The organism is Halorubrum sp. SP9 (assembly GCF_005435015.1).
Lineage (GTDB): Archaea > Halobacteriota > Halobacteria > Halobacteriales > Haloferacaceae > Halorubrum > Halorubrum sodomense.
The window spans coordinates 19,089-43,874 of sequence record NZ_SGXU01000011.1; the positions used below are offsets into that span (position 1 = coordinate 19,089).

26 protein-coding genes are annotated in these 24,786 nt (G+C 70.0%); 3 read left to right on the plus strand and 23 right to left on the minus strand.

Annotation, left to right across the window (positions count from 1 at the left end; translation table 11 throughout):
- The first annotated feature begins 30 nt into the window (after positions 1-30).
- Positions 31-309: a signal recognition particle subunit SRP19 gene (srp19, locus tag EXE45_RS08250; RefSeq protein ID WP_092921171.1), complete on the plus strand. Its 279-nt coding sequence runs from the start codon at positions 31-33 to the stop codon at positions 307-309.
- 2 nt (positions 310-311) lie between these two features.
- Positions 312-542 carry an H/ACA ribonucleoprotein complex subunit GAR1 gene (locus tag EXE45_RS08255; protein ID WP_137694030.1) on the plus strand — a complete coding sequence of 77 codons (231 nt, stop codon included), beginning with the start codon at positions 312-314 and terminating at the stop codon, positions 540-542.
- A gap of 15 nt (positions 543-557) precedes the next feature.
- Here the strand turns inward: EXE45_RS08255 and EXE45_RS08260 are convergent, their stop codons facing one another.
- The 17 genes from EXE45_RS08260 to EXE45_RS08345 all read right to left on the minus strand — a co-directional run bounded on the left by EXE45_RS08260 (position 558) and on the right by EXE45_RS08345 (position 17,533).
- Entirely contained in the window at positions 558-848 is a 291-nt protein-coding gene (locus tag EXE45_RS08260) for a hypothetical protein (RefSeq protein ID WP_092921384.1), read from the minus strand.
- Between the two features lie 138 nt (positions 849-986).
- Positions 987-2,489: an NADH-quinone oxidoreductase subunit N gene (locus EXE45_RS08265; protein WP_092921170.1), complete on the minus strand. Its 1,503-nt coding sequence runs from the start codon at positions 2,487-2,489 to the stop codon at positions 987-989.
- Entirely contained in the window at positions 2,482-3,996 is a 1,515-nt protein-coding gene (locus tag EXE45_RS08270; protein ID WP_092921382.1) for a NuoM family protein, read from the minus strand. The genes EXE45_RS08265 and EXE45_RS08270 overlap by 8 nt, the downstream gene beginning before the upstream one ends.
- 14 nt (positions 3,997-4,010) lie before the next feature.
- Positions 4,011-6,059 carry an NADH-quinone oxidoreductase subunit L gene (gene nuoL, locus EXE45_RS08275; RefSeq protein ID WP_137694031.1) on the minus strand — a complete coding sequence of 683 codons (2,049 nt, stop codon included), beginning with the start codon at positions 6,057-6,059 and terminating at the stop codon, positions 4,011-4,013.
- Between the two features lies 1 nt (position 6,060).
- Entirely contained in the window at positions 6,061-6,381 is a 321-nt protein-coding gene (nuoK, locus tag EXE45_RS08280; RefSeq protein ID WP_092921168.1) for an NADH-quinone oxidoreductase subunit NuoK, read from the minus strand.
- Positions 6,378-6,737, minus strand: a complete 360-nt coding sequence (locus EXE45_RS08285) for a hypothetical protein (protein WP_092921167.1) — start codon at positions 6,735-6,737, stop codon at positions 6,378-6,380. The genes nuoK and EXE45_RS08285 overlap by 4 nt, the downstream gene beginning before the upstream one ends.
- Complete coding sequence (locus EXE45_RS08290) at positions 6,734-7,000, minus strand: NADH-quinone oxidoreductase subunit J (RefSeq protein WP_008440357.1); 267 nt, start codon at positions 6,998-7,000, stop codon at positions 6,734-6,736. The genes EXE45_RS08285 and EXE45_RS08290 overlap by 4 nt, the downstream gene beginning before the upstream one ends.
- A gap of 49 nt (positions 7,001-7,049) precedes the next feature.
- Complete coding sequence (locus EXE45_RS08295) at positions 7,050-7,511, minus strand: NADH-quinone oxidoreductase subunit I (protein WP_004596401.1); 462 nt, start codon at positions 7,509-7,511, stop codon at positions 7,050-7,052.
- A gap of 1 nt (position 7,512) precedes the next feature.
- A complete protein-coding gene (locus tag EXE45_RS08300) occupies positions 7,513-8,586 on the minus strand; it encodes a complex I subunit 1 family protein (RefSeq protein ID WP_092921166.1) in 1,074 nt (357 codons plus the stop codon).
- Positions 8,586-10,250 (minus strand): NADH-quinone oxidoreductase subunit D, encoded by a 1,665-nt coding sequence (locus tag EXE45_RS08305; RefSeq protein WP_092921165.1) that lies wholly within the window; start codon positions 10,248-10,250, stop codon positions 8,586-8,588. Before EXE45_RS08305 ends, EXE45_RS08300 begins: the two co-directional genes overlap by 1 nt.
- A complete protein-coding gene (locus tag EXE45_RS08310; RefSeq protein WP_006629677.1) occupies positions 10,247-10,945 on the minus strand; it encodes an NADH-quinone oxidoreductase subunit B in 699 nt (232 codons plus the stop codon). The genes EXE45_RS08305 and EXE45_RS08310 overlap by 4 nt, the downstream gene beginning before the upstream one ends.
- Positions 10,945-11,361, minus strand: coding sequence for an NADH-quinone oxidoreductase subunit A (locus EXE45_RS08315; protein ID WP_004596397.1), 417 nt, complete (start codon positions 11,359-11,361; stop codon positions 10,945-10,947). Before EXE45_RS08315 ends, EXE45_RS08310 begins: the two co-directional genes overlap by 1 nt.
- A gap of 665 nt (positions 11,362-12,026) precedes the next feature.
- Positions 12,027-12,635 (minus strand): 5-(carboxyamino)imidazole ribonucleotide mutase, encoded by a 609-nt coding sequence (purE, locus tag EXE45_RS08325; protein ID WP_137694033.1) that lies wholly within the window; start codon positions 12,633-12,635, stop codon positions 12,027-12,029.
- Between the two features lie 453 nt (positions 12,636-13,088).
- Positions 13,089-14,261: a 5-(carboxyamino)imidazole ribonucleotide synthase gene (locus EXE45_RS08330; protein ID WP_137694034.1), complete on the minus strand. Its 1,173-nt coding sequence runs from the start codon at positions 14,259-14,261 to the stop codon at positions 13,089-13,091.
- A 96-nt stretch (positions 14,262-14,357) separates the two neighbouring features.
- Complete coding sequence (locus EXE45_RS08335) at positions 14,358-15,092, minus strand: hypothetical protein (RefSeq protein ID WP_092921162.1); 735 nt, start codon at positions 15,090-15,092, stop codon at positions 14,358-14,360.
- 77 nt (positions 15,093-15,169) lie between these two features.
- Positions 15,170-16,321 (minus strand): cell division protein FtsZ, encoded by a 1,152-nt coding sequence (locus EXE45_RS08340; RefSeq protein ID WP_137694035.1) that lies wholly within the window; start codon positions 16,319-16,321, stop codon positions 15,170-15,172.
- Between the two features lie 108 nt (positions 16,322-16,429).
- On the minus strand, positions 16,430-17,533 hold the full coding sequence (locus EXE45_RS08345; RefSeq protein ID WP_092921160.1) for an AI-2E family transporter: 1,104 nt from the start codon (positions 17,531-17,533) through the stop codon (positions 16,430-16,432).
- A gap of 117 nt (positions 17,534-17,650) precedes the next feature.
- On the opposite strand from EXE45_RS08345, the gene EXE45_RS08350 reads away from it, so the two are divergent.
- Positions 17,651-18,148 carry an NYN domain-containing protein gene (locus EXE45_RS08350; RefSeq protein ID WP_137694036.1) on the plus strand — a complete coding sequence of 166 codons (498 nt, stop codon included), beginning with the start codon at positions 17,651-17,653 and terminating at the stop codon, positions 18,146-18,148.
- Between the two features lie 28 nt (positions 18,149-18,176).
- Here the strand turns inward: EXE45_RS08350 and EXE45_RS08355 are convergent, their stop codons facing one another.
- The 6 genes from EXE45_RS08355 to dapA are packed head-to-tail and all read right to left on the minus strand — an operon-like array spanning position 18,177 to position 24,496.
- Entirely contained in the window at positions 18,177-19,430 is a 1,254-nt protein-coding gene (locus tag EXE45_RS08355) for a M20/M25/M40 family metallo-hydrolase (RefSeq protein WP_137694037.1), read from the minus strand.
- Positions 19,427-20,392, minus strand: coding sequence for a diaminopimelate epimerase (dapF, locus tag EXE45_RS08360; protein WP_137694038.1), 966 nt, complete (start codon positions 20,390-20,392; stop codon positions 19,427-19,429). Before dapF ends, EXE45_RS08355 begins: the two co-directional genes overlap by 4 nt.
- Positions 20,389-21,804: a diaminopimelate decarboxylase gene (gene lysA / locus EXE45_RS08365; protein ID WP_137694039.1), complete on the minus strand. Its 1,416-nt coding sequence runs from the start codon at positions 21,802-21,804 to the stop codon at positions 20,389-20,391. Before lysA ends, dapF begins: the two co-directional genes overlap by 4 nt.
- A complete protein-coding gene (locus EXE45_RS08370; RefSeq protein ID WP_092921155.1) occupies positions 21,801-22,640 on the minus strand; it encodes a 2,3,4,5-tetrahydropyridine-2,6-dicarboxylate N-succinyltransferase in 840 nt (279 codons plus the stop codon). Before EXE45_RS08370 ends, lysA begins: the two co-directional genes overlap by 4 nt.
- 57 nt (positions 22,641-22,697) lie before the next feature.
- Positions 22,698-23,498 carry a 4-hydroxy-tetrahydrodipicolinate reductase gene (gene dapB, locus EXE45_RS08375; protein WP_137694040.1) on the minus strand — a complete coding sequence of 267 codons (801 nt, stop codon included), beginning with the start codon at positions 23,496-23,498 and terminating at the stop codon, positions 22,698-22,700.
- Entirely contained in the window at positions 23,495-24,496 is a 1,002-nt protein-coding gene (gene dapA / locus EXE45_RS08380) for a 4-hydroxy-tetrahydrodipicolinate synthase (protein WP_092921153.1), read from the minus strand. Before dapA ends, dapB begins: the two co-directional genes overlap by 4 nt.
- Positions 24,497-24,786 lie beyond the last annotated feature (290 nt).

Here is a 24,786-nt window from a genome sequence, read left to right on the forward strand (position 1 = left end):
GACCTTACGCCGCGCGCGAGGGTATCCGGTATGGTCGAGAACGTCGTCTACCCCGCCTACTTCGACGCCGAGCTGTCCCGCTCGGAGGGCCGCCGCGTCCCGACGGATCTGGCGGTCGAAGCGCCGACGGTCGACGAGATCGCGAAGGCCGTCCAGCAGGTCGGCTACGACGCCGTCGTCGAGCGCGACGCCACGTACTCCCGGGAGTTCGAGGCCCGCGGCTCCGTGGCCGTCAAGGGCACCGAAGACACCGCGAAGAACGACCTCGTCCAGGCGATCGCCGCGTACCTCGGCGTCCTGCGGGAGTGACCGTGCGGCGCGTCGGTACCGTCGTCCGCACCGCTGGCGGGCTCGCGATCGCCCGCGGCGACGCCGGAGCGGACCCCCCGCGGATCGGCGCGAGCGTCGTCGACGAGTCGCTCTCGACGGTCGGCCGCGTCGTCGACGTGTTCGGGCCGGTCGACCGGCCTTACGTGGCCGTCACGCCCGGTAACGGCGTCGGACTCGCCGACCTCGTCGGCGGCAAGCTGTACGCGCGGTAGGACGGGCGAGCGGCGCTACCCCTCCGTCGCGTCGCCGCCGACAACGTCGAAGTCCGCGAGCGTCTTATCCGTGCGAGCGAGCCGCTCGGCGACAAGCAGCTTCTCCCGGCGTTCCAGTCGGTCCCAGTCGAGCTCCGCCGGCGGCGACGCCTCCAGCGACTCGAACCGCTCGATCACCGACTCGTTCGCGAACCGCTCGAACGACCCGCAGTCCGGACAGGTCATCGAGAGGTGAGAGGTGTCGAACGAGCGCGTGACGGTCTCGTCGAGGCAGTTCAGACACCGGTAGGTGCGAGTCCGGGACACGAGGGTACCGAAGCGCCGAACGAACGAGTATCTGTGGGCGCCGGCGCGCGACTCGCCGATCGGCACTCCGCGAGCGCGGCGCGGTCGCTGCGGGTGCCGAACGCGTGGAAAGCGAAAGGAGCGGGAGGGAAGCGCCGCTTAGAACAGCGCGGAGGCCGCCGCCTCGGCCGTCTCGATGACGGGGCCGAAGCCGGGTAAGAGCAGGACCGTCGCGACCGCCGCGAAGACGACCGCGGCGTACAGCGCCGTCGGCCGCACGTCGATCGCGTCGAGCGCGCTCGGCGACGCGGGGTCGTCCAAGAACAGCGCCTTCACGACCCGGCTGTAGTAGTACAGCGACACGACGCTGTTTATCGCGCCGAGTCCGGCGAGCCACAGGAACCCGTTGTCGATGGCCGCCTGGAACAGGAAGTACTTCGAGAAGAACCCGGCGAACGGCGGGAGCCCCGCCAGCGAGAACATGAACACTGCCATCGCGACGGAGGCGACCGGCGCGCGCCGCCAGAGCCCCGCGTAGTCCGCGAAGGTGCGACCGACGCCCCACCGCTCCGCCATCGCGACGAAGAGGAACGCGCCGGTGTTCATGAACCCGTAGACGAGCAGGTGCGCCATCGCGGCGCCCATGACGGTGCCGTTCGCGGGGCCGTCGACCGTGAGCGCGGCGACACCGATGAGCGCGTAGCCGGCGTGGCCGATAGAGGAGTACGCGAGCATGCGCTTGACCTCCTCCTGGACCGCGGCCGCGAAGTTACCGAGCGTCATCGTGACTGCCGCGAGAATCGCGAAGGCGAGCATCCAGTCGATGTTCGCCGCGACCGCCATCTCGATCGGGAACGCCTCGGTGAACACGCGGAACGCGACGACGAACCCGGCCGCCTTCGAGGCCGACGAGAGGAACGCGCTCACGGGGGCGGGCGCGCCCTCGTACGCCTCCGGCGCCCAGAAGTGGAACGGGACGGAGGCCGTCTTGAACGCGACGCCGCCGATCATCATCACGATGCCGACGCCGAGCACGCCGGTGAGTCCCTCGATCGACGCCGACGCGATATCACTCAGGATGAGCGACCCGGTGGCCGCGTACACGAGCGAAATGCCGAACAGGAAGATCGCCGACGAGAGCGCGCCGACGAGGAAGTACTTCAGCCCCGCCTCAACGCTCCCGCGGTTCTGCTTGAGGTACGCGACGAGCACGTACGACGGCAGCGACACCATCTCTAAGGCGACGAACACGACGGCGAGGGAGTTCGCGACCGCCAAAATCGCCATCCCGGTCGCGGCGAACGTCACGAGCGAGTAGAACGCCGCCGGGTTGTCGTGGTCGTGGAAGTAGTCGTGCGCGGCGACCAGCACCAGCGCGGTCACCGACGCGAAGATGGCGGTGAAGAACAGCGCCATCGTGTCCACCTTGATCGCGTCCGCGAACAGGAGGACCGCGCCGGAGTCCGGATTCACCGCGCCGCTCGCGGTGAGCCAGACGCTGGCCGCGAGCGCGGCGAGCGAGCCGATCGCCCCGACGACCGCCATCGACGTGTTCGACCGCGCGTCCGGCCGGATCGTGTCGACCAACAGCAGCGTGAGCCCGGTGGCGGCGAACAGCAGCGCCGGCAGCAGCGCCGTCACGGCGGGGAGACCGTTAACCATCGACCGTCACCCCCTCGACGACCGGCAGGGCGGCGTCACGGATCATCTCGAAGAAGATGTCGGGCGCGACGCCCAGCACGATGATCGCCGCCAGAAGCACCGCGAGCGGGGCGACGTCGTGGAACGCCGCAGGCCCGACGTCGTAGTCGGTCTCCAGTTCGAACGGGCCGAACAGCGTGCTCTGCATCGCCGACAGCAGGTAGCCGGCGACGATGACGATACCGAACATGGCGAGCGCCGTGAAGGCCGGCGCGTACGGGAGCGCCGGCGCGGACAGCGAGCCCACGAAGATGAAGAACTCGCCCGCGAAGCCGGCCATCAGCGGCAGCCCCATGTAGCCGAAGGCGCCGGCGACGAGGATGCCGACGGTGACCGGCATCCGGTCGGCCATGCCGGCCATGTCGCCGACCATCCGGGTGTGGGTGGCGTTGTAGATGACGCCGACCGCCATGAACATCAGCCCGGAGATGAGCCCGTGCGCGACCATCTGGAACGTCGCGCCGCCGATCCCGTACTCGGTGAAGACGATAAGCCCGAGGATGACGTACCCCATCGACGAGACGGAGGAGTACGCGACGATCCGCTTGAGGTCCTTCTGTGCCAGCGCCAGCATCGCGCCGTAGATGACGCTGACGACGGCGACCGCGGCGATCGGGACCGCGAGGATCGACGCCTGTTCGGGCAGCATCGTGAAGTTGAACCGGAGCAGCGCGTACGTCCCCATCTTCAGGAGGACGCCGGCCAGGAGCACCGACGCGGGGGTCGGCGCCTGAACGTGCGCGTCCGGCAGCCACGTGTGGAAGGGCACGATCGGGACCTTCACCGCGAACCCGAGGAACATCGCGAGGAACGCGACCATCGCGATCCGGTCCGGCGGGATGCCGAACCACGCGCTCAGGTCGCCCGCGGCGATCGCCTGCGCGATCTCTGGCAGCGCGAACGACGACACCGAGTCGCCGAGCGCGAACACGAGGCTCATGAAGCCGATGAACATCAGCAGCGACGCCGCGTTCGTGTAGACGAAGAACTTGATCGCGGCGTACTTGCGGCGCGGACCGCCCCAGATCCCGATGAGGAAGTACATCGGGACCAGCACGGCCTCCCAGAAGACGAACCAGAGGAAGAAGTCGAGCGCGGCGAACACGCCCAGCAGGTTCGCCTCCATGAACAGCATGAGCCCGTAGAACTGGCTCTGTCGCGTGTCGACGGGCGTCCACGCGCTGAGGATCGCCAGCGGCACGAGGAACGTCGTGAGCACGAACAGCGGGAGGCTGATCCCGTCGAGCCCGACGAACCACGAGACGCTGCGACCGCCGACTTCGAGCCACTCTATCCGGGTCGCGTACGCGATTTCCCCGCCGAGCAGCGCGTTTCCGCCGGCCTCGAAGCCGGACCAGAGGGAGAGGCTACCGGCGAACGGGATCAGGCTGATCGCGAACGCCAGCCGGCCGGCCCACTCGTCGGGCGCGAGGAACACCGTCAGCGCGCCGACGAAGGCGGCGGCCATGAGCGCTTCGAGTATCACAGGAACCACCCCCCGGTCGCGCCGAGCACGAGCAACAGCGCGACGAGTCCGAAGGTGAGCAGCGCGGCGTACTGCGAGACGACCCCCGACTGGAGCTTCCGGATCCGACCGCCGCCGGTCAGGCTCACCGAGGAGACGCCGTTCACGACGCCGTCGATGATCCCCTGGTCGAAGGTGTCCGCGCCGCCCGCGACGTCTTCCGTCCGATGCGCGAGCCAGACCTGCAGTTCGTCGAGGTAGTAGTTGTTGTACAGCACGTCTTTGACCCCGCCGAGTTTGGCGGTGTGTTCCGTCGGCGACGGCACGTCGTAGAGCCGCCGGGCGAGTCCGAGTCCGAGCAGCGCGAGGCCGAGCGAGACGGCCGCGCCGACGAGGACGGTGCCGACCTCACCGCCGACGAGGTACCCGCTGTTGTACGGGCCGATGTCGGCGTAGTGGTGCGAGGAGAGCCCCTCAATTCCGCCCCACTCGTTGTCGAGCCAGCGGTGGAGCAGGTCGATCCCCTCGAGGCCGAGGACCTTCTGGACCGGGACCATGTTGATGAGGCCGGTGACGACCGCGAGCGACCCGAGGACCGTCAGCGGTCCCTTCACGTTCCAGCCGACGGGTTCGGGGTCGCGGGCGGTGTCGCTCCGGGGCTCGCCGTGGAACGTCAGGAACACCATCCGGAAGGTGTAGAAGGCGGTGACCGGCACCGCGAGCAGTCCCATCAGGTAGCCGCCGAGCAGCAGCGGGTCGTTGAGGCCGTGGACGAGCGCCTCGTAGAGGATCTCGTCTTTCGACCAGAAGCCGGCGAACGGGAAGATGCCCGCGAGCGCCAGCGAGCCCGCGAGGAAGGTGTAGTAGGTGACGGGCAGCCGCGATTTAAGCCCGCCCATGTCCCACATATCCTCGTTGTGGTGCATCGCGATGATAACCGACCCGGCGCCGAGGAACAGCAGCGCCTTGAAGAACGCGTGAGTGGTCAGGTGGAAGACCGCGGCCACGTACCCGCCCGCGCCGAGCGCGAGCATCATGTAGCCGTACTGCGAGATGGTGGAGTACGCGAGCACCTGCTTCAGCTCGTCTTTCACCACGCCCATCGTCGCCGCGAACAGGGCCGTGAAGCCGCCGACGAAGGCGATGACCGCCATCGTCGTCGGCGTCAGCACGTAGAAGCCGTACATCCGCGCGACGAGGTAGACGCCGGCCGCGACCATCGTCGCGGCGTGGATGAGCGCGGAGACGGGCGTCGGGCCCTCCATCGCGTCGGGAAGCCACGTGTGAAGCGGGAACTGCGCGGACTTGCCGACGACGCCGCCGAGGACGAGCAGGCCGACGACCGTCAGCCACGTCCCGAGGTCAAGGCCGCCGGGCGTCCACGCGACCGAGCCGGAGCCGTTGAGCGCCGCGTCCGCGAGCGCCGGGAACGACTCGGGGCCGGCGAACTGCGCCGTGCCGAAGGTGGCGAACACCGCGACGACGCCGACGAGGAAGAAGTAGTCCCCGAAGCGCGTGACGAGGAACGCCTTCTTCGCGGCCGACGGCGGCCCGGGCTCCCGGAAGTGGAAGCCGATGAGCAGGTACGAGCAGAGCCCGACCAGCTCGAAGAACATGAACGCCATCAGCAGGTTGTCGGCGACGACGAAGCCGAGCATCGACGCCGTGAAGAGGCCGAGTCCGGCGTAGTAGCGCGGCAGCCCCGTCTCGCCCTCGTCGTTCATGTAGCCGAGCGAGAACACGTGTACGAGAAGCGCCACGAGCGTCACGATGACGAGCATGAGCGCCGACAGCGGGTCGATCAGGACGCCGAACGTGAGTTCGATGTCCGTCGGACCGATCCCCGCGCCGCCCTCGCTCGCCCAGTAGTACAGCGTCTCGTTGTACGCCTGCCCGCCCGCGACGGTCGCCGCGACCCATATCGACAGCAGGAACGATCCCGCCGTCGCCGCGATACCGCCGAAGGCGCCTCCCTTCGGGAGGTACCTGCCCGCGCCGAGCGCGACCAGGAACGAGAAGAACGGGAGGAGTACGATCGCCGGAACGTATGCGAATGCGTTCACCATTTTACCACCTCATCTCCGCGGGGACAGTCACGTCGGTCGTGCCGAAGTTGCGGTATAACACGAGTATGATGCCGATGCCGATCGCGACCTCGGCGGCGGCGAGCGCGATAACGAACAGCGCGAACACCTGCCCCGTGAGGTCGCCGTAGTACAGCGCGAACGCGACGAAGTTGATGTTGGCCGCGTTCATCATGAGCTCGACGCTCATGAGGAAGTACAGCGCGCTCCGCCGCGTCAGTACGCCGAACAGCCCGACACAGAACACGGCCGACGCCAACAGCAGGTACCACGACGGCGGGATCGTGGACGCGACGGCGGTCACCGCCGGTCACCCCCGTCGCGGCCGCCGTCGGTGAACGCCCCTCCGACCGCCGCGATGACCGAGCCGTCCTCCTCGCGTTTCGCGAGGTAAACGGCGCCGTCGACCGCGACGTCGAGCGCGACCGCGGCGATCAGGAACGCCGCGAGGAACCCCTCCGCGGGGACGGTCGCGACGTCGTACGCGCCGAGGTTGAAGAGGGCGTACCCGAGGTTGTGGACGATCGAGGCGTCCGCCGGGAAGCCGACCGCTTCGAAGCCGAACGTCGCCCCGTTGACCGTCGCGGCCAACACCGCGAACAGCGCGCCCACGGCGATCGCGGGCGCGATCCGGGAGCCGCGGCTCTCGTCGTTGCTCACGCGCTACTCACCTCCGTTTCCGTGTCCGATCGCGTGAGCATCACGGCGAACGTGACTAAGATGAGGACCCCGCCCACGTAGACGAGGATCTGCATGGCGGCGATGAACTCCGCCCGCAGCATCACGTAGTGTACCGCGACGCTCGTGAGGGCTCCGCCCAGAAGCAGCGCGGCGTGGAACACGTCGCGCGCCAGGACGACCCCGAGGGCGAACGCCAGCGTGACCGCGGCGAACAGCCCGAACGCGATAGTAGCATAAACCATTGTGTTTGTCTCCTATGAGAACCCCTTTGAAGATTTCGAGACGTGCCCGCTACTGGTAGTCGACCTCGCCGTCGCCCTCCCCGATCCACGCGCCGCGATCTGGGTTGCGGGACTCCAGCGGGTCGATCCCCTTGTACCACGGGACGTTCTTGAGCTGTTCTTTGTTGAACACGAAGTCGTCTTTCGTGTCCGCGGTGAACTCGAAGTTCTGGGTCAGCAGGATGGCGTCGACGGGGCAGACCTCCTCGCAGAGCCGGCAGTAGATACACTGCCCGATGTGGAGGTTGTACTGCTCGCCGTTGCGCTGGTCGTCCTGAACGATCTGGATCGTGTCGTTCGGACAGACGTTCTCGCACTGCCGACACCAGATACACCGCTCCTGGCTGAACTTGTGGACCCCGCGGAACCGCGGGCTCACCTCGGGCGCGTCCTCCGGGTATTCCACCGTGAACGTCGACCCGTCAAGCGCGTGTTTCATCGTCGTCGCCATGGATTTCATGAGTCCGATCATATCAGGCGATCACCCCCACGATTACGGCCGTGAGCACCAGGTTCGCGAACGACAGCACCAGCATTCCCTTCCAGCCGATCTCGATCAGCTGATCGATGCGGACGCGCGGCAGCGCGGCGCGGGCCCACTGCGTGAACAGGAAGAAGCCCCAGATCTTCACCACGAACCAGATGAAGCTGATGCTCTCCGGGCCCGGTCCGGAGGCGCCGCCGAGGAACGTCACGGCGAGGATCGCTCCGCCGAGGAAGATATGGACGAACTCCCCGAGGTAGAAGAGGACGAAGTACGCCGAGGAGTACTCCGTCTGGTACCCCGCGACGATCTCCGTCGGCGCCTCGGGGATGTCGAACGGGTTCCGCCCGATCTCGGCCATGTTCGCCGTGAGGAACAACACGAACGCGAACGGGTTCACGAACGCGTACCACGACGGGATCGAGACTCCGGCGATCGTCACCAGCGTCTCCGTCTGCGCGCCGACGACGCCGCTCATCTGGAGCGTCCCGGCGAAGATCACGACCGACATCGCCGTGACGATGAGCGGGATCTCGTACGCGAGGTTCTGCGCGACGGCGCGGAGGCCGCCGAGCAGCGAGTACTTGTTGTTCGACGCGTAGCCGGCCATCACCAGCGAGACGGACGCGATCGACGCGAACGCGAACACCAGCGCGAACCCGACCTCCGGGTCCGCGAGGTGGAGGTTGATCGGTCCCAGCTGCCCCATCGGGATGACGGAGAAGCCCAGAAGCGCCGAGGCCGGCAGGAGGACCGGGGCGATGTCCCACGAGGGGCGGTCGACGCCCTCGGGGATGATGAGCTCCTTCGCGAGGAGCTGGACCGCGGCCGCCGGGATGATGAGCAGGCCGTACGGGCCGATCCGGTTGACCGCGATCCGGTCGGTGAACGCGGCCGTGATCTTCCGCTTCGCCCACGGGCCCGCGACGCCCGTGAACGCGAGGATGATGTTCCCGACGACGAACGCGGCGACCAGCGAGGCCGCGACCTCGCCGATGACGCTGTCGAGCCCGAGCGTGTCGACGATGAACTCGGGGAACAGCTGCGCGGGCGCCGCGGCCATCAGCGGTCCACCTCCCCGAGCACGATGTCGAGGCTACCGAGCGCGGCGATGACGTCGGGGATGTACTCCCCGTTCGCCATCTCCGGCAGGGTCTGGAGGTTCGAGAAGCACGGCGACCGGATCTTGAAGCGGGCCGGCTTGTCCGTCCCGTCCGACCGGATGTAGATGCCGAGCTCGCCCTTCGCGCCCTCGACGGCGCGGTAGATCTCGGTGTCGTCGTCCGGGCGCAGCGTGCGTGGCACGTTCGCCTGGATCGTCCGCTCGTCCTCCGGCCAGTCCTCCAGCAGGTCGACGCACTGCTCGATGATCTTCGCCGACTCCTCGACCTCGCGCATCCGGACGAGCAGGCGGCTGAAGTTGTCGCAGCCGTCCTCGGTCACGACGTCCCAGTCGAGCTCGTCGTAGTAGCCGTACGGGTCGTCGCGGCGGAGGTCGTAGTCGACGCCGGAGCCGCGGGCGACTGGGCCGGTCGCGCCGTAGTTCTTCGCGACCTCCGGCGGGAGGATTCCGGTGTCGATCGTCCGCATCTGGAACACCTCGTTCGAGGTGATCAGGTTGTGGTACTCCTCGATCGACTCCGGGAGCTGGTCGAGGAAGTCGCGGGTGTTCGAGAAGAACTCCTCGCGGGGCTCGGGCAGGTCCCAGACGACGCCGCCGAGCCGGAAGTAATTGAACATCAGCCGCTGACCCGTCAGGTCCTCCAGCAGGTCCTGGACGCGCTCGCGGTCGTTGATGGCGTACATGAACGTCGCCGTGAAGTCGCCGTTCACGTCGAGCGCGAACGTCGCCAAGGCGAGCATGTGCGCGGCGATCCGGCACATCTCCGCGCCCATCGTGCGGATCACCTGTGCGTACTCGGGCACCTCGATGTCCGCGAGGTCCTCGGCCGCGCGGGCGTACGCCCACTCGTTGAGCAGGCCCGCCGAGATGTAGTCCCAGCGGTCCGGGTACGGCATGATCTGGTGGCGGTACGTGCCGGACTGGGCCATCTGCTCCTCGCTGCGGTGGAGGTAGCCGATGTCGGGCTCGACGTCGGCGACCTGCTCGCCGTCGAGGACCGTCTTCAGGTGGAGGACGCCGTGGGTCGCCGGGTGGTGCGGCCCGATGTTGAGGAACATCGTGTCGGACTCCGCGTCCTTGTGGTGGTCCTCGAGCGGGTTGGCGTGCTCCGGCAGCGTGGCGATCTGCGGCCGGTCCTTGTCGTAGTCCATCGACAGGGGGTGGCCCTGCCAGGTCTCCGGCAGCAGGATCCGGCGCAGGTCGGGGTGGTCGTCGTACTCGATCCCGATCAGGTCGTACGCCTCCCGCTCGTGCCAGTCGGCCGTGCGGAAGACGGGTTCGGCCGACTCGGAGACGGGGTCGTCCTTGTCGGCGGGGACGACGACGCTGACCTCCTGGGTCGGGTCGTCGTACTTCTTCAGGTGGTAGATCGACTCGTAGCGGTTCTCGTACTCCTGTGCGGAGACGACCGAGAGGTGGTCGTATCCCGCCTGCTCTTTCAGGGTCCGAAGCGTCTCCTGAACGGTGTCCGGGCGGATGACGAAGGCGGGCGCGTTCAGGTGGTCGTCGCGGCCGACGACGAGGTCGCCGAGCAGCGCCTCCAGCTCGTCGGGGGTGCGCTCGATCGCCGCGTCGTCGGCGGTGTCCGGTCGTTCGAGGCTCATGGCGAATCAGCGAAGTTGTACCGCATGACGAGCTCGTCGTCGTCGATCTGGTCGGTCAGCTTGTCGACGAGTTCGTCGCGTTCGAGGTCCGAGAACTCCTCTAGCTCGTACGGCTTGACGGTGACGGGCGCTGCCTCGCCGTTGGCGACGCGCTCTTGTAGCTTCACGACGCCGTACACGAGCGCCTCGGGGCGGGGCGGACAGCCGGGGACGTGGATGTCGATCGGGATGACCTCCTCGGCGCCTTTGATCACGTTGTACCCCTCCTGGAACGGGCCGCCGGAGATGGTACACGAGCCCATGCCGACGACGAACTTCGGCTCGGGCATCTGGTCGTAGACGCGCTTCATCCGCGGGGCGAACTTCGACACGATCGTCCCGGGGACGATCATCACGTCGGCCTGCCGCGGGGAGGCGCGAGGGACCCCGCTCCCGAACCGGTCGAGGTCGTGTTTCACCGCGTAGGTGTGCATCATCTCGATGCTGCAGCAGGCGATGCCGAACTGCAGCATGAACATCGAGGAGCCCCGACACCAGTTCAGGAACTTGTCGAACTTGGTGAGGATGAACGGCGAGGAGCCGAACGCCTCCCGGAGCCGGGAGTTGAACCGGTCCCCCTGCCCGGTCATCCGGGCGTCTCTGGTCTCGGTTACGACCTGCGATTCGTCGGTGATAAACGGTTGATCGCTGCTCATTAGTTGATGTCCTCCGTCGTCTTTCTGCTGGTCGCGCGGGGGCTGCGGGCCCAGCTGATCGCCCCCGACCGCCACGCCCAGACGAGTCCGACCGCGAGGATTCCGACGAACGCCAACATCGGCCACAGCAGGTCGGCCATCGGCACGCCGGCCTGGACGGCCGGGCGGTAGATGACCGCCCACGGGAACAGCAACACGGTCTCGATGTCGAACACGACGAACAACAGCGCGACCATGTAGTACTGGATGTTGAACCGGATCCGCGTCCCGCCCGTCGGGGTCTCGCCGGACTCGTAGGTGGTACTTTTACCGGTCTCAGGCACGCTCGGACGGAGCAACGCCGACACTGTCATCATCGCTATCGGGATGAGCAGGCCGACGACCGCCAAGGCGCCAATCGCTATCCAATCGCTCATATAGGTCTCCGTAACGTGCTGGGGTTTGGACCGCCCCCTCATAAGCGTTGAGTCTTGTGCGTCCGCGGGCGTGCGGGCCGGTATCGGCCGTTCGCGGTGGAAGCGCCGGCGAAGTGACCGGCAACCGTCGATCCGGATCGGAGGGCGAGTCGACGGAAGCGCACCGATTCGGGGGTGCGCGGTACGGAGTTTGTTTATAAGTGAGCGCCGGTGCGGTCGGCGCGTGCCGACGAGCGCCCGCAGGGCGCGATGTCGCACGCGCGAGGGAGTCGGTCGCCGTCGCTTCGCTCGGCGACCGACGAGGCTGGGGAGGCGTGAGGTGCTGTGCGTGGCGGTTCGGGGCGGGACTCAAAGGGGCAGTCGCGAGGACGACGGCGCGCGACGCAAGGACCGCAGGAACGAGTGAAACGAGTGACGAGGACCGCAGCGAGCGCACCGAGTCCTCGCGACTGGGGCTTTGGAGGTGTTCGTGTCGATCGATAGTTTATGAAAAATTCGTCGGACAGCCGAGGGGCTGGGGCTTTGGAGGCGTTCGCCGCCGATCCGGTGTCAACTACTTATAAACGAGCGGCTCGGGCTTTGGAAGCCTCTTCCGCGGTTCCGTACGCAGCCGCTTATAAACGAGTGTCTGAGAATTCATACGCAGTTACCACGTCGGCAGTTGCTTATCGGTCGCGGAACCCGTCGAGACCCAGATCGTGAAGATCGGCGGAGACGTCGGCGACGCCAGCCTTCTGCTCGTCGTGGAGTTCGACCAAGCGCTCCTCGATCGCGTCGTGTTCGCGCGCGAGCACCTGCGCGGCCGACAGCGCGGCGTTGTACGACTTCCCAGCGTCGACGGCGACGATGGGCGCCCCGGTCGGCATCCCGATGACGGAGTCGACCGACTTCTCCTGAACCGGCACGCCGATCACGGGCACCGGGTGCGCGACCGAGGCGGTCATGTTCGGGAGGTCCGCCGACTTCCCGCCCGCGCCGGCGATTATCACGTCGAGGCCCCGGTCCGTCGCCGTCTCCCCGTACGCGTACATCAGCTCCGGCGTCCGGTGCGCGGAGACGACGTAGCTCTCGTAGGTGAACCGCGCGTCCGGCGCCTCGGCGAAGTCGGTCTGCTCCGCGAAGCCGAGGTCGTCGAGCGCGTCGTAGGCGTCCTCCATGACGGGGAGGTCCGAGTCCGACCCCATGATGATCCCCACGTCCGGGGTGGTCGCCGGGTCCGCGTCGGCCGCCGCCTCCGATTCGAGCCGGTCGATCAGGTCGTCCACCGTGGTCATAGACGGAAGTTCGGCGGAGGGCTACAAGGAACTCCCGGATGCGGCGACTGCGCGAACCAGTGGGTAGCCGCGGTTGCCGTCGCGGTCGACGTCGCCGAAGCCCTGGCTGCTCACTTATAAATAACTGACAGCGGATCGGTAGCGAACACCGCCAAAGCCCCAGCCGCGAGGACTCGATGCGCTCGTTGCGCGCTTCGGTCGTTCGCTTCGCTCACTCCCTCCAGTGCTTACGTCGCGCGTCTTCGTCCTCGCGACTGCCCTTTTGAGCCCCACCCGACCGCGACCGCACCGCAACCTCACACCTCCCCAGCCTCGTCGCTGGCGGCCTTCGCTCCGCTCTGGCCGCCAGCGACTCCCTCGCGCGTGCTGACTCGCGGCCGCCGAGGGCGGCCGCTCGCAGGCACGCGCCACCGCAGTTCGTTTATAAATAGTCGTCGCCGTTGCCCCGGAAATCTACGCGTCTCGGAACGTCAGCCCGTCCCGGAGCTCCCGCGCCTGCGAGAGCAGCGCGTCGCGGTCGGCGTCTTCGGGGTCACCGACCGCCTCGGTCACCGTCAGGTGGCCCATCTTCCGGAGCGGGTACACGTCGTCCTTGCCGTACCAGTGGAGGTCGGCGTCGGGCGCGTCGAGGGTCGACTCGACGTTCCTGAGCGTGGCGGGCTGGGTCTCCTCGATGTCACCGAGCACGTTCGCGGTGACCGCGGGCGCGACGAGGTCGGTCGGGCCGAGCGGCCACCCGAGGACGGCGCGGACGTGGTTCTCGAACTGCGACGTGCGCGCGCCCTCGATCGTCCAGTGGCCGGAGTTGTGCGGGCGCGGCGCGATCTCGTTGACCAGCACCTCGCCCCCCTTCGTCTCGAACAGCTCGATCCCGTAGACCCCGCGGCCGTCGAGGACCTCCAGTACGTCGCGGGCGACCGACTCCGCCTCGGCGACGACCGCGTCGCCGGCGCGCGCCGGACTGACGCTCTCGCGGAGGATCTCCTCGCGGTGGACCGTCTCCGTGACGGGGTAGGTCCGCGTCTCGCCGTCGGCGCCCTTGAGCCCCATCACGGCGATCTCGCGCTCGAAGTCGAGGAACTCCTCGGCCATCGCGGCGCCGCCGACCGCGTCGAGCGCGGCGGCCGCCTCGTCGGGCGTCTCGACCGGGACGTTCCCGCGCCCGTCGTAGCCGCCCTCGCGGGCCTTCAGCATCACGCCGCCGAACTCCTCGACGACGCGTTCGAGCCCCTCGGCGGTCGCGACCGCGACGAACTCCGGGACGGGGATCCCGGCGTCCGCGAGCGCCTCCTTCTGGACCAGCTTGTCCTGGATCGTCTCCAGCGTGGCCGGGTCCGGGTGGACCGGCACCCCGTGTTCCTCGCTCGCGGCCGCGAGGCGGTCCGGGTCCGCGAGTTCGATCTCGAAGGTCAGGGCGTCGACGCGGGCCGCGAGCTCGTCGATCGCGTCCGCGTCGTCGAAGCCGCCGACGATCTGATCGGTCGCGACCGGCGCCGCCGGGCAGTCGGGCGTCGGGTCCAGCACGACGAGGTCGACGCCGAGCGGCGCGGCGGCCTCGGCCATCATTCGGCCCAGCTGTCCGCCGCCGACGACGCCGAGCGTCGGCCCCGGAAGGGTGATCGACATGTGGGCGTCGGTACTGGACACCGGTGAATAAGTATTACCAAAGGCGGTGACGAATACGCACGTACACGGATCAATGGGAGACGGGACCCCGCCGACTCAGACGGAGACGCGCCGGAGATCGCTTTCGAGTTCGTCGACGAACTCGTTGTACGCCTCGACGAACCCGCGGAACCGGTCGGCGTACTCTCGAACGTCGGCCGCGGACGGAGACTCGTACTGCGAGAGGAGGTAGAGACCGCCGGACCCGCCGATTCGGAGGTACGAAACCTCCCCCTCGTCGTACTTCAGCTCCCAGCGATCGCCCTCGACGCGGGCCGTGAACGTCCCGTAGTCGTCGCTCTCGTACCGGTGGACCTCGCCGGCGATGAGCGCGCAGGTGTCGCGGATCTCGTCGAGGACCCGGTCGCGCTCGGCCACCACGCCGTCGGTTGTCGCGGGCTCGGGAAACTCCGCGCTCACGCCGTCGAGGACGCCCGACAGCGACGCGACGTGATCGTTCCACGCCGCAACGAACGCCGCGTAGTCGTCGAGCGCGCTCGACAGCGCCGCCGGCTCCGGCGGCTGCTTCGTCGAGATCACGTACGTGTCCGACCCCGAGTTCGGAGAGAACAACAGGAACTCCAGCTCGCCCGCCTCGTGTTTCACCGTCCACTCGCCGCCGGGCGTCGAGAGGCTCTCGCGGCCGTAGTCGCCCCCCTGGAGCTTGGCGAGCTGATACGCGATCCGTCCCGCGTGGTCGCGCACGGCGGCGACGAGCTCGTCGCGGCGCTCCGCGACGGCCGCGGCGTCGCGAACGTCGACGTCGATCCCGAGTTCTGCCTGCGTCGTCACGGATCTACTGGGCGCGCCACGCGGTTAATCCGTTCGGGTCGGCGTCCGCGCGTTCGACCGCGCCGTCGGCGGCTCGGTCACGCGATCGTCTCGCGGAGCTCGCGGACCCGGTCCGGCTCGTCGATGCCCGAGCAGATCACGACCGCGAACACGGCGTCTCCCTCGGGGACCGGCGCGTCGCCGCTCAGGATGGCGTCCGAGCCGGTCTCCTCGGCGAGCCAGCGCCGCCCGTCAGCGATCGCCTCGCGGTTGAGCCACGCCGGCGGGCCGCCGACCACGAGCAGCGTTCGGTCGGCCCGCCCCTCCGGGACCGCGATCGTGTTCTTCCCCCGTGCCGCCTTCCGGATGACCGTCTCGATCGCCGACACCGCGGCGCTCGTGTCGACCTCGGCCGGCTCCGAGGAGCCGAACAGCCCGAGCCCGAACCGGGACCCCTCGCCGGGCGACTCCACCGCCTGCGTCGCGTGGCCGATCGCCGCGATTTCGCCGTCGCTTCCCACCGCCCGGGCGACGTCGCTCGCGTCGAGCACCTGCTGGGGCGTCTCCGCCCCCTCTGGCGTCTCACCGGCGCCGAACAGCGCCGAGATCCGTTCGACGGCGACCCCGTTGAGCCGGTCGCGAGCCCCGTCGAGCGTCTCCCCCGGACGGAGCCACGCCGCGTTGTCGAACGGGAGAACCGCCGCGCAGCGGTCCGAGAGCGCGTCGAGCGTCCGCGCGGCGTTCCGCTCGGCCAGCGGGCGGTGCGGCGCCGACGGCGACTCGCTTCCGGAGGCCGCGCTCGTCGGACTCTCTCTCCCGTCCGGTTCCTCGGTCTCGCTCGGGGTCGGAAGGAGCCCGAAGGCGTAGACCGGCGCGTCGTAGAGCCGCGAGAGCTCCTCCGCGAGCGCGGGCGCCGCGCCCGCCCCGGCCGCGCCGCCGAGGCCGACGACGATCAGGAACGCCTCCGCGAGGGACGGGCGCTGGTCGTCCATCGCCCTGCCGAGTTCGCTCGCGTGTGCGTCACCGAGGCGGCGTCCCGCGTGGAGGTCGCCGCCGAGCCCGTCGCCGCCCGCGGCGTCACCGAACCGGTACCGGCGCTCCTCGCGGAGCGCGTCCAGCGTCCCGAGCGCGTCCATGTCGGTGTCGAACGCGTTGACGCCCGCCAGGAACGGGTCGTCGTCGTGGGCGGCGGCGAGCCGGTCGGCGATCCGACCCCCGGCCCCGCCGAGGCCGATGACGTGTAGTCGCATACGTGCCCCGGTCGTCGAGCGGGGATATATGACTTCGGCTCGCCGCGGCCGATCGGTCGAGCGTTCGCGCCGCGGCAGCGACCGCGTCGACGCGGCGCCCCCGACGGCTCAGAACTCGTCCAGCCGGCGCTGATGCTCGGGGATCTCGGGCTCCCGATCCGGCCGCACGCCGAGCAGACGCAACAGCGCGGTGTCGGCGAACGTCAGCGCCAACACGAGGACGATCGGCGCGAGGAACAGCCCGTGGAAGCCGAACACGACCGGGCCGAAGATGTACGCGAGCATGAGCAGCCCGACGTGCGTCGTCTCGCCGCTGAAGTACGGCCGGAGGACGATGTCGGGGATGGTGTCGACGATCACGGCCGCGACGGCGAGGAACCCGGCGACGTACGCGAGGAGCGAGACGTCGCCGTCGAGCGCGACCGGAATCGACATCGCGGCCGCCAGCGGGACGTAGACGATCTTCATCCCGATCACGGGGATCAGGCTGGCGACCCCGGTGAGCGCACCGGCGAGCGTCGGATACGGGATCTCGACCGCGGCGGGGGCGATCGCGTTGTACGCGAGGTAGGTGACGACGGCGATGATCGCGATCGCGATGACGTTGAGGAGGTTCCCGTACAGCACCGCCTCCAGCTCGTCGTCGGCGGTCTCGAGGTACTCGCGGACGACCGCGTCGTCGTCGAAGGTGAGCAGCCAGTCGTGGAACCGGGAACCGTCGATGAGCAGGTAGTACGTGACGACGACGGTGATGAGGAGGTTTAACGCGAGCCCCGACAGCGTGCTCGCCAGCAGCGACGCCTGCTCGGAGACGAGGTCGATCAGGGGGTCGAACTGGCCGGATCGGTACGCCGCGAGCAGCTCGTCCGTCGTCGGGTTCGACAGCTCCGCGAGGTCGGCGATCACGGAGTTCTCCGCGCCGATGGTGTCGGCCACCGGATAGGTCTCGATGAACCGCCGCGCTTCCAGGACGAGCAACACCAGCGTGTATCCCACCAGTCCGATGAGCGGGACGCCGATGACCGACAGCGACACGACCGCACGCACCCGGGCCGGGAGCCGGAAGCGTTCGAGTTGGTGGTAGAAGCGCCGCGTCGAGTAGTAGAGGAAGACGGCGACGGTGAGCGGGGCGACGAACCGATAGGCCACGTAGCCGGCGACGGACGCGACCGCGAGGCCGAAGAGGGCGACGACGAACCGCTTTTCGTCCATGGCCCACGGTCTTCAGCGCCGGACATAAACCATGGTGGTCACCGGTGGAACCGCGACGCCGCGATCGCGGGCGCGACGATCCCAAAGCCCCTAACCGCGGGCGGCGAAGGGGGACGTATGACCGACATTCACCCGGACCAGCGCGTCGCGGTGTTGGCGGACTCGCAGAACCTGTATCACTCCGCACAGAGCGTTTACTCGCGGAACATCGACTACTCCGGCCTCCTCGGTGAGGCCGTTTCCGACCGGTCGCTGGTGCGTGCCATCGCGTACGTGATCCGCGCCGACTCCCCCGAGGAGGAGAGCTTCTTCGAGGCGCTCCGCGACATCGGCTTCGAGACGAAGATCAAGGAGATCAAGACGTTCGCCGACGGCTCGAAGAAGGCCGACTGGGACCTCGGAATGAGCCTCGACGCCGTCTCGCTCGCGAGCCACGTCGACACCGTCGTCCTCTGTACCGGCGACGGCGACTTCGCGCGACTCTGCTCGCACCTCCGTCACGAGGGGGTCCGGGTGGAGGCGATGGGGTTCGGCAACTCGGCCGCCGACGAACTGATCGACGCCGCCGACGACTTCGTCGACCTCGCGGAGAAGGAGGAGACGTTCCTGCTCTAGTCGGCGGCGGTACGCCCCCCTCGCGCCGCTACCCGAGCAGCGTCGCGACCGCGTCCTCGACCGCCGCCGCGGCCGCCTCCACCTCGCGAACACGCACGTACTCCCGTTCGGCGTGCGCGACCGCGCCCGCCTCGTCGGCGAGGTCCCCGGGTCCGAACACGACCGTCGGCGCCGGCGCGAAGTAGGAGGCCTCCGTCGCGGCGCCGAACGCCCGGACGTCGCCGCCGCGCTCGCTCGGCAGGCCGACAGCGTCGCCCGCCTCGCGCGCCGCGTCCGCGACCGTGCTGACGAGTTCGTGGTCCGTATCCGTCGCGAACGCCTCTAGGAACGGTGATTCCCGGTCGGTCAGAGAGACCGCCGCGTCGACGCCGCGGTCGCCGGCCGCGCCGGCAGCGAGCGACTCCCGCACCGCGTCCGCGAGCGACGACCGGAATCCCTCTGCCGTCTCCGGCGGGACGCTCCGCCGATCGACGGTGACCTCGCAGTCCGCCGGCACCTGATTCGTCGCCGCGCCGCCCTCGATGACCGTCGGGGTGAGCTTCGGCGGCCCCAATTGCGGGTGGACCGTCGCGTCCGCGTCGAACGTCCGGATCGCGGCGAGCGCGTCCTCGGCGGCCGCGACCGCGTTCGCCCCGGCGGACTCCGCGGCGTGGGCGGCCGTCCCCGACAGCTCGACCGTCGCCTGAAAACGGCCCTTCGCGGCGGGACACGCGTCGAGGCCGGTCGGCTCGCCCACGAGGAACAGGTCGCCGTCGAGCCGGTCGACGGTCCCCGGAAGCCGCCCCGTCAGCGCCGCCGCGCCGAGGGAGAGCGCCTCCTCGTCGGGCGTGAGCGCGAGCGTGACCCGGCCGCGGTCGGGGTCGGCGGCGAAGAACCCCGAGAGCAGCGCCGCGAGCGGGCCCTTCGCGTCGCAGGCGCCGCGGCCGCGGATCACTTCCCCGGCGTCTCCCTCACCCCCCTCGTTCGACGCCGACCCTCCCCGCTCGTCCCCGTGAGCTCCCCCCCGATCGAACGGGACGTGCGGCGTCACGGTGTCGAGATGGGTGTTCAACACGAGGTTCGGGCCGGCCTCGGGCGCCGGCGAGCGCCTCTCCGCGAGGACGCACCCGTCCGCGACGACCGCGGGGTCGGCGCCGCGCCGCTCTAGCAGGTCGACGACGAACTCGCGGGTCTCGTCGACAGACTCGTGCGAGGGGATCCGAACCGCGGCTTCGAGGAACGAGACCGGATCGAAGCCGGAGCCGGCGTCAGCGTCGGAACCGGCGTCGGACCCTTCGCTCATCGCGGGTCGGCGGGGAGCGTCCCCGAGAACTCGTGGGCGACCGGACCGGTGAGGGTGGCGTGGCCGGAGTCGGGGACCGTGATCTCCAGTTCGCCGCCCGGCGGGCGGCTCACGGCGTCGTCGCCGTCGATCAGCCCGAGTCGGCGGGCAACCGCGACGACCGCGACCGCGCCGGTGCCGCAGGAGCGCGTCTCGCCCTCGACGCCGCGCTCGAAGGTACGCTGGTCGAGGACCGCGGGGCCGTCGCCGGCGCCGTCGTCGACGACCGCCGCGAGGTTCACGTTCGCGCCCTCGGGGAAGACGTCGGCGTGGCGGACCGGCGGCGCGACCGCGTCGAGGTCGACCCCGTCGATCCCGTCGGGGTCGTCGCGACCGCCGTCGACGAACGCGACCGCGTGCGGAACGCCGGTGTTGACGGCGGTAACGGTCAACCCCTCGACCGCCTCGTCGATCAGCGGTTCGTCCGCGAGCGCGCCGTCGCGGGCGACCGGGACGCGGCGGGGGTCGAACGTCGGCACGCCCATCTCGATGGCGGCGGCGGTCGCGTCCGCGGTCACGGTGGCGCGCCGGGTGCCGGCCTGGGTGTCGATCATGAACTCGCGGTCGCCCGTCCGGTCGTGGGCCCACCGCGCGACGACGCGGGCGCCGTTGCCGCACATCGTCGCGGTGGAGCCGTCCGGCTGGACCAGCGTCATCACGACCCGAGTCGGGTCGAACCCCTCATCGACGCTGAGAAAGAGGACGCCGTCGGCGCCGCGTCGATCCCCGGATGCGTCGCGGTCCGCGTCGCCGTCGCGCGGGAGTGCGGCGCCGAAGTCGCCCCCGTCGACGCCCGTCTCGCGGTCGCAGTGGGCGCGCGCGAACGCCGCTCGGTCGCCGACGTCCTCGGCGGCCGCGTCGACGACGAGGAAGTCGTTGCCCGTGCCGTGGTACTTCTCGACCGGGACGGCGTGGGTGTTCATCGGTCGCCCTCCGGTCGGTCGTCGCCGTCGGGATCCGCCCCTCGCTCGACCGTCAGCAGGTCCCCGAGCGTCTCTCGACGCCGGGCGATCGTCGCGGTTCCGTCGTCGAGCGCGACCTCCGCGGGCCGCGGTCGTGAGTTGTATTGGCTCGCCATCTCGTAGCCGTACGCGCCCGCGACGCCGACCGCGAGGAGGTCCCCGCGGGCCGGGTCGGCGAGCGCTCGGTCCTTACAGAGGGTATCGCCGGTCTCACAGATAGGTCCGGCGACCGTGACAGGGGTTGCCTCCCGCTCCGCGACCGAGGGGGCGTCGCCCCCGTCGCGCGCCCGTCCGCCCCCGAGGTTGCGGATCGGGTGATAGGCGTCGTACATCGCCGGACGCAGGAGGTCGGTCATCCCCGCGTCGACGCCGACGACCGTCTCGTCCGGCGTCGGCTTCACGGTGTTCACGCGCGTCAGGAGGACGCCCGCGTCGGCGACCACGTAGCGTCCGGGCTCTATCGCGAGGTCGGTGTCCTCAGGGAGCGGCGCGACCGCCTCCCGCGTCGCCGCCGCGACCGCCGGGAGGTCGAGCGGCGGGGCGTCCTCCTCGTAGGGAACGCCGAACCCGCCGCCGACATCGACGTATTCGAGGGCGATCGGATCGGCGCTCGCGGCGGCGTCGCCGTCGCCGGCCGCGTCCGGGTCCGCGAGGTCGCGGGCCAGCTCGCCCATCCGCGCGACCAGTTCGCGGTGGCTGTCCAGCTGGTCCGGGTCGATGCCGGAGCCGGCGTGCGCGTGGATCCCGACCAGGTCGAAGCGCTCGGCCGCCTCGCGGGCCGCATCGGCGGCGCGGTCGTAGGGGATCCCGAACTTCGCCGCGCCGCCGGTGGTGACCTTCTCGTGGTGGCCCGCGCCGACGCCGGGGTTCACGCGGACGCAGACCCGGCCGTCGTAGCCGCGCTCCGCGAGGCGGTCGAGGGTGTCGACCGCGCCGACGGTGACCGTGATCCCCGGCTCCCCCGCCGCGACGCCGGCGGCGTGGTCGAGGTCGCGGGCCGGCGGATTGACCGCGGTGTAGTGCAGCCGCGAGCCGTCGAAGCCGGCCACGAGCGCGCGGTCGAGTTCGCCCGCAGAGGCGCACTCCGCGTCGAGGCCGGCGTCGCGGACGGCCTCCAGGACGGCGCGCCCGGTGTGGGCCTTGACGGCGTACCGCACGTCCGCGTCGGGGAACGCCGCGAGCAGCCGCTCGCAGTTCTCGCGGACGCGGTCGAGGTCCTGGACGTACAGGGGGGTCTCGTGGGCGGCGGCGAGCCCGTGAAGGCGCCCGGCGTCCCAGTCGCTCAGGCGGCGGACCGGCGGGTTGCCGCCGGCGGGTTCGCCCGCCGCCTCCGCGCCTGTGTCGCCCGTACCGCCCGCGTCGCGGTCGCTCATTCGCGGAGCGCGTCCTCCCGCCGCGTCGCTTCGAGGGTGTCCTCCTCGACGTGCGTCGCCACGACGGCGGGCTTGTACGCGCCGCCCTCGAAGAGCTCGTGGTCGCCGACCGACGACTCGACCATTCGAGTGAACGCGCGGCGCTCGGCCGGGAGGTGGCCGTAGAGGACCTCCTCCTCGACGAGGTCGTAGACGGGGATCCGAGGCGTGAGCAGCGTGTTCTCGCCGACGATCGAGTTCTCGCCGACGCGGAATCCCGAGGTGACCCGGCAGCCGGCGCCGAGCGAGACGCCGTCCTCGACGATCACCGGCGCGTCTTCAACGGGTTCGAGGACGCCGCCGATCAGCGTGTTGGCGCCGAGCTTGACGTTCTCGCCGAGCTGCGCGCAGGAGCCGACCGTGTCACAGGAGTCGACGAGGGTGCCGTCGCCGACGTACGCGCCCATGTTGACGAACGAGGGGCTCATCATGATACAGTCGCTGCCGAGGTACGCGCCCCGGCGGATCGCGGTCCCGTCCGGCGTGTTCCGGGTGCCGCGTTCGGCGAGGTCGTCGGTGTCGCGCAGCGGGAGCACGTCGTGGTAGGTGACGCCGCCGTACTCTCGCGGCTCCGTCTCGCGGAGGCCGAAGTTGAGCAGGATCCCCCGCTTGACCCACTCGTTGGCCTCCCACGAGGTCACGTCGTCGCCGGTCTTCTCGGCGGCGCGGACCTCGCCGGCCTCCAAGGCAGCGAGGAACTCGTCGATCACGGCCGCGTCCGCGTCGCTCGCGTCCGCGGCGGTCAGTCCGTCCTGATACCGGTTCCAGAGGTCGGCGACGTCGGCTTCGAGGCTCATTGGGTAGTGTATGGATGAGTGTCGGTATTTACTCGTCGATATGCTGATTCCCCGCAGTTATTTCTCGCCCGCGTCCAGCACGTCGCCGAACCCGTACCAGCCCGGGTCGCGGTCAGCGAGCCACGCGGCGGCGTCGAGCGCGCCCTCGGCGAACACCCCGCGGTCGCCGGCGCGGTGCGTGAGCTCGAGCGTCTCGCGGTTCCCGGCCAGCAGGACCTCGTGTTCGCCGGTCACGTCGCCCGCGCGGCGGGCGTGGACGCCGACCTCGCCCGGGCTCCGGGGGGCGTCTCCCTCGCGGCCGTGGACGCGCTCGTCGAGGTCGTCGCGGGCGTCCTCCACGTCGTCGAGGATCGACTTCGCGGTGCCGGAGGGGGCGTCGCGCTTGGCGTTGTGGTGCGTCTCCGTCAGCTCCACGTCGTAGCCGGGCAGCGCCGCGGCGGCCTCGCGGACCGCCCGGCGGAGCGCGGCGACGCCGCGCGCGAAGTTCGACGCCTTGAGGACGGGGACCGCGTCGCTCGCGGCCCGGAGGCTATCGACCTGCGCGTCCGAGAACCCGGTCGTCCCGGTGACGAGCGGGACGCCGGCGTCCGCGCAGGCCTCGGCGTACGCGACCGCCGAGTCGGGACCGGTGAAGTCGACGAGGACGTCCGGCGCCTCGCTCGCGAGCAGTTCGTCGAGGTCGTCGGCGTCGTTGACCGCGACGCCCGCCACGGGGTCGATCTCCGTGCGGTTGATCGCGACCGCGACGGCGACGGCCTCGCGGTCGGCGGCCGCCTCGATCACCTCTCGGCCCATCCGGCCGCCCGCGCCGGTGACGGCGATCCGGAGGTCACCGGCGGGGTCGCCGGCATCGCTCATTCGGCGCCCTCCGTCGCCGCGGGGTCGACGGCCGTCGGGTCGATCGTTCCCGGGGCGCGCTCGTCGTACGCGGCCAGCAGGTCGCGGAGCGACTCGCGACGGTCCTCCGAGAGCCGCGAGAGCGGTGAGCGGACGCGGGGTCCGCCCCGCCCGCGGATGTGCATCGCCTCCTTGACCGGGATCGGGTTCGTCTCGGCGAACAGCTCGCGGACGAGCGGCGAGAGCTCGTGGTGGAGCGCCCGCGCGCGGTCGTAGTCGCCCGAGAGCGCGGCGCCGACCATCGCGCAGGTGCGCTCGGGCTCGACGTTGGCGACGACGCTGATCGTGCCCGCGCCGCCGATAGAGAGGACCGGCAGCGTGAGGCCGTCGTCGCCCGACAGCACCGCGAACGCCTCGTCCCGGGTCCGCTCTATCACCTCGCTGATGAGGTTGAGGTCGCCGGAAGCAGCCTTGTACCCCCGGATGTTCGGGTGTTCCGCGAGTTCGACCGTGACGTCGACCGGGATCGACTGCCCCGTGCGGCTGGGCACGTTGTAGACGATCTGCGGGATGTCGACCTCGTCGGCGATGGTCCGGTAGTGTTCGAGGAAGCCCGCGGGTTCGGGCTTGTTGTAGTACGGAGAGATGAGGAGCAGGCCGTCGGCGCCCGCGTCGGCCGCGCGCCGCGACAGCGAGAGCGCCTCCGCGGTGTTGTTCGAGCCGGTGCCCGCGATCACCGGGATGTCGTCTAAGGCGTCGCGGACCGTCTCGATCACGGCGACGTGCTCGTCGTGGCTCATCGTCGCCGACTCGCCCGTCGAGCCGACGGGGACGACCCCGTCGACGCCGGCGCGCTCCAGGAACCGGGCGTTCGCGGCGAGCTGGTCGTGGTCGACCGCGTCGCCGTCGGTGAACGGTGTCGTCATCGCCGGATAGACGCCCTCGAAGGGGGCGTCGGTCGCTTCTCCGTCTGTCGATTCGGTCGTCGCGTACGGGGTCGTTGTCGTCGTGTCCGTCATGGGTTCGGTGTGGGTGCGTGTGGTGGGATTCGGTGTCGGTCGTGAAGCGGAACGGCCGCGCGACCGTCTCCGGTCGCGGGTCGGGGGTCGTCCGGGACGGGGTCGCCACTCCCGCCGGCGGACGGTTCACGCGCGTTTTTTCGAGAAGAGCCGCGTCGCTGGCGCCGGTTGCGGACCGCGTGCGGACGCGGAGCGGGTCACACCGCAGTATGGATCGGTCGCGCGCTTATAGGTTGTGTCTCGGGTCGAAACTGCCGCGGCGGGCGGTCGCTGGCCCGCTCCGCGGCGGC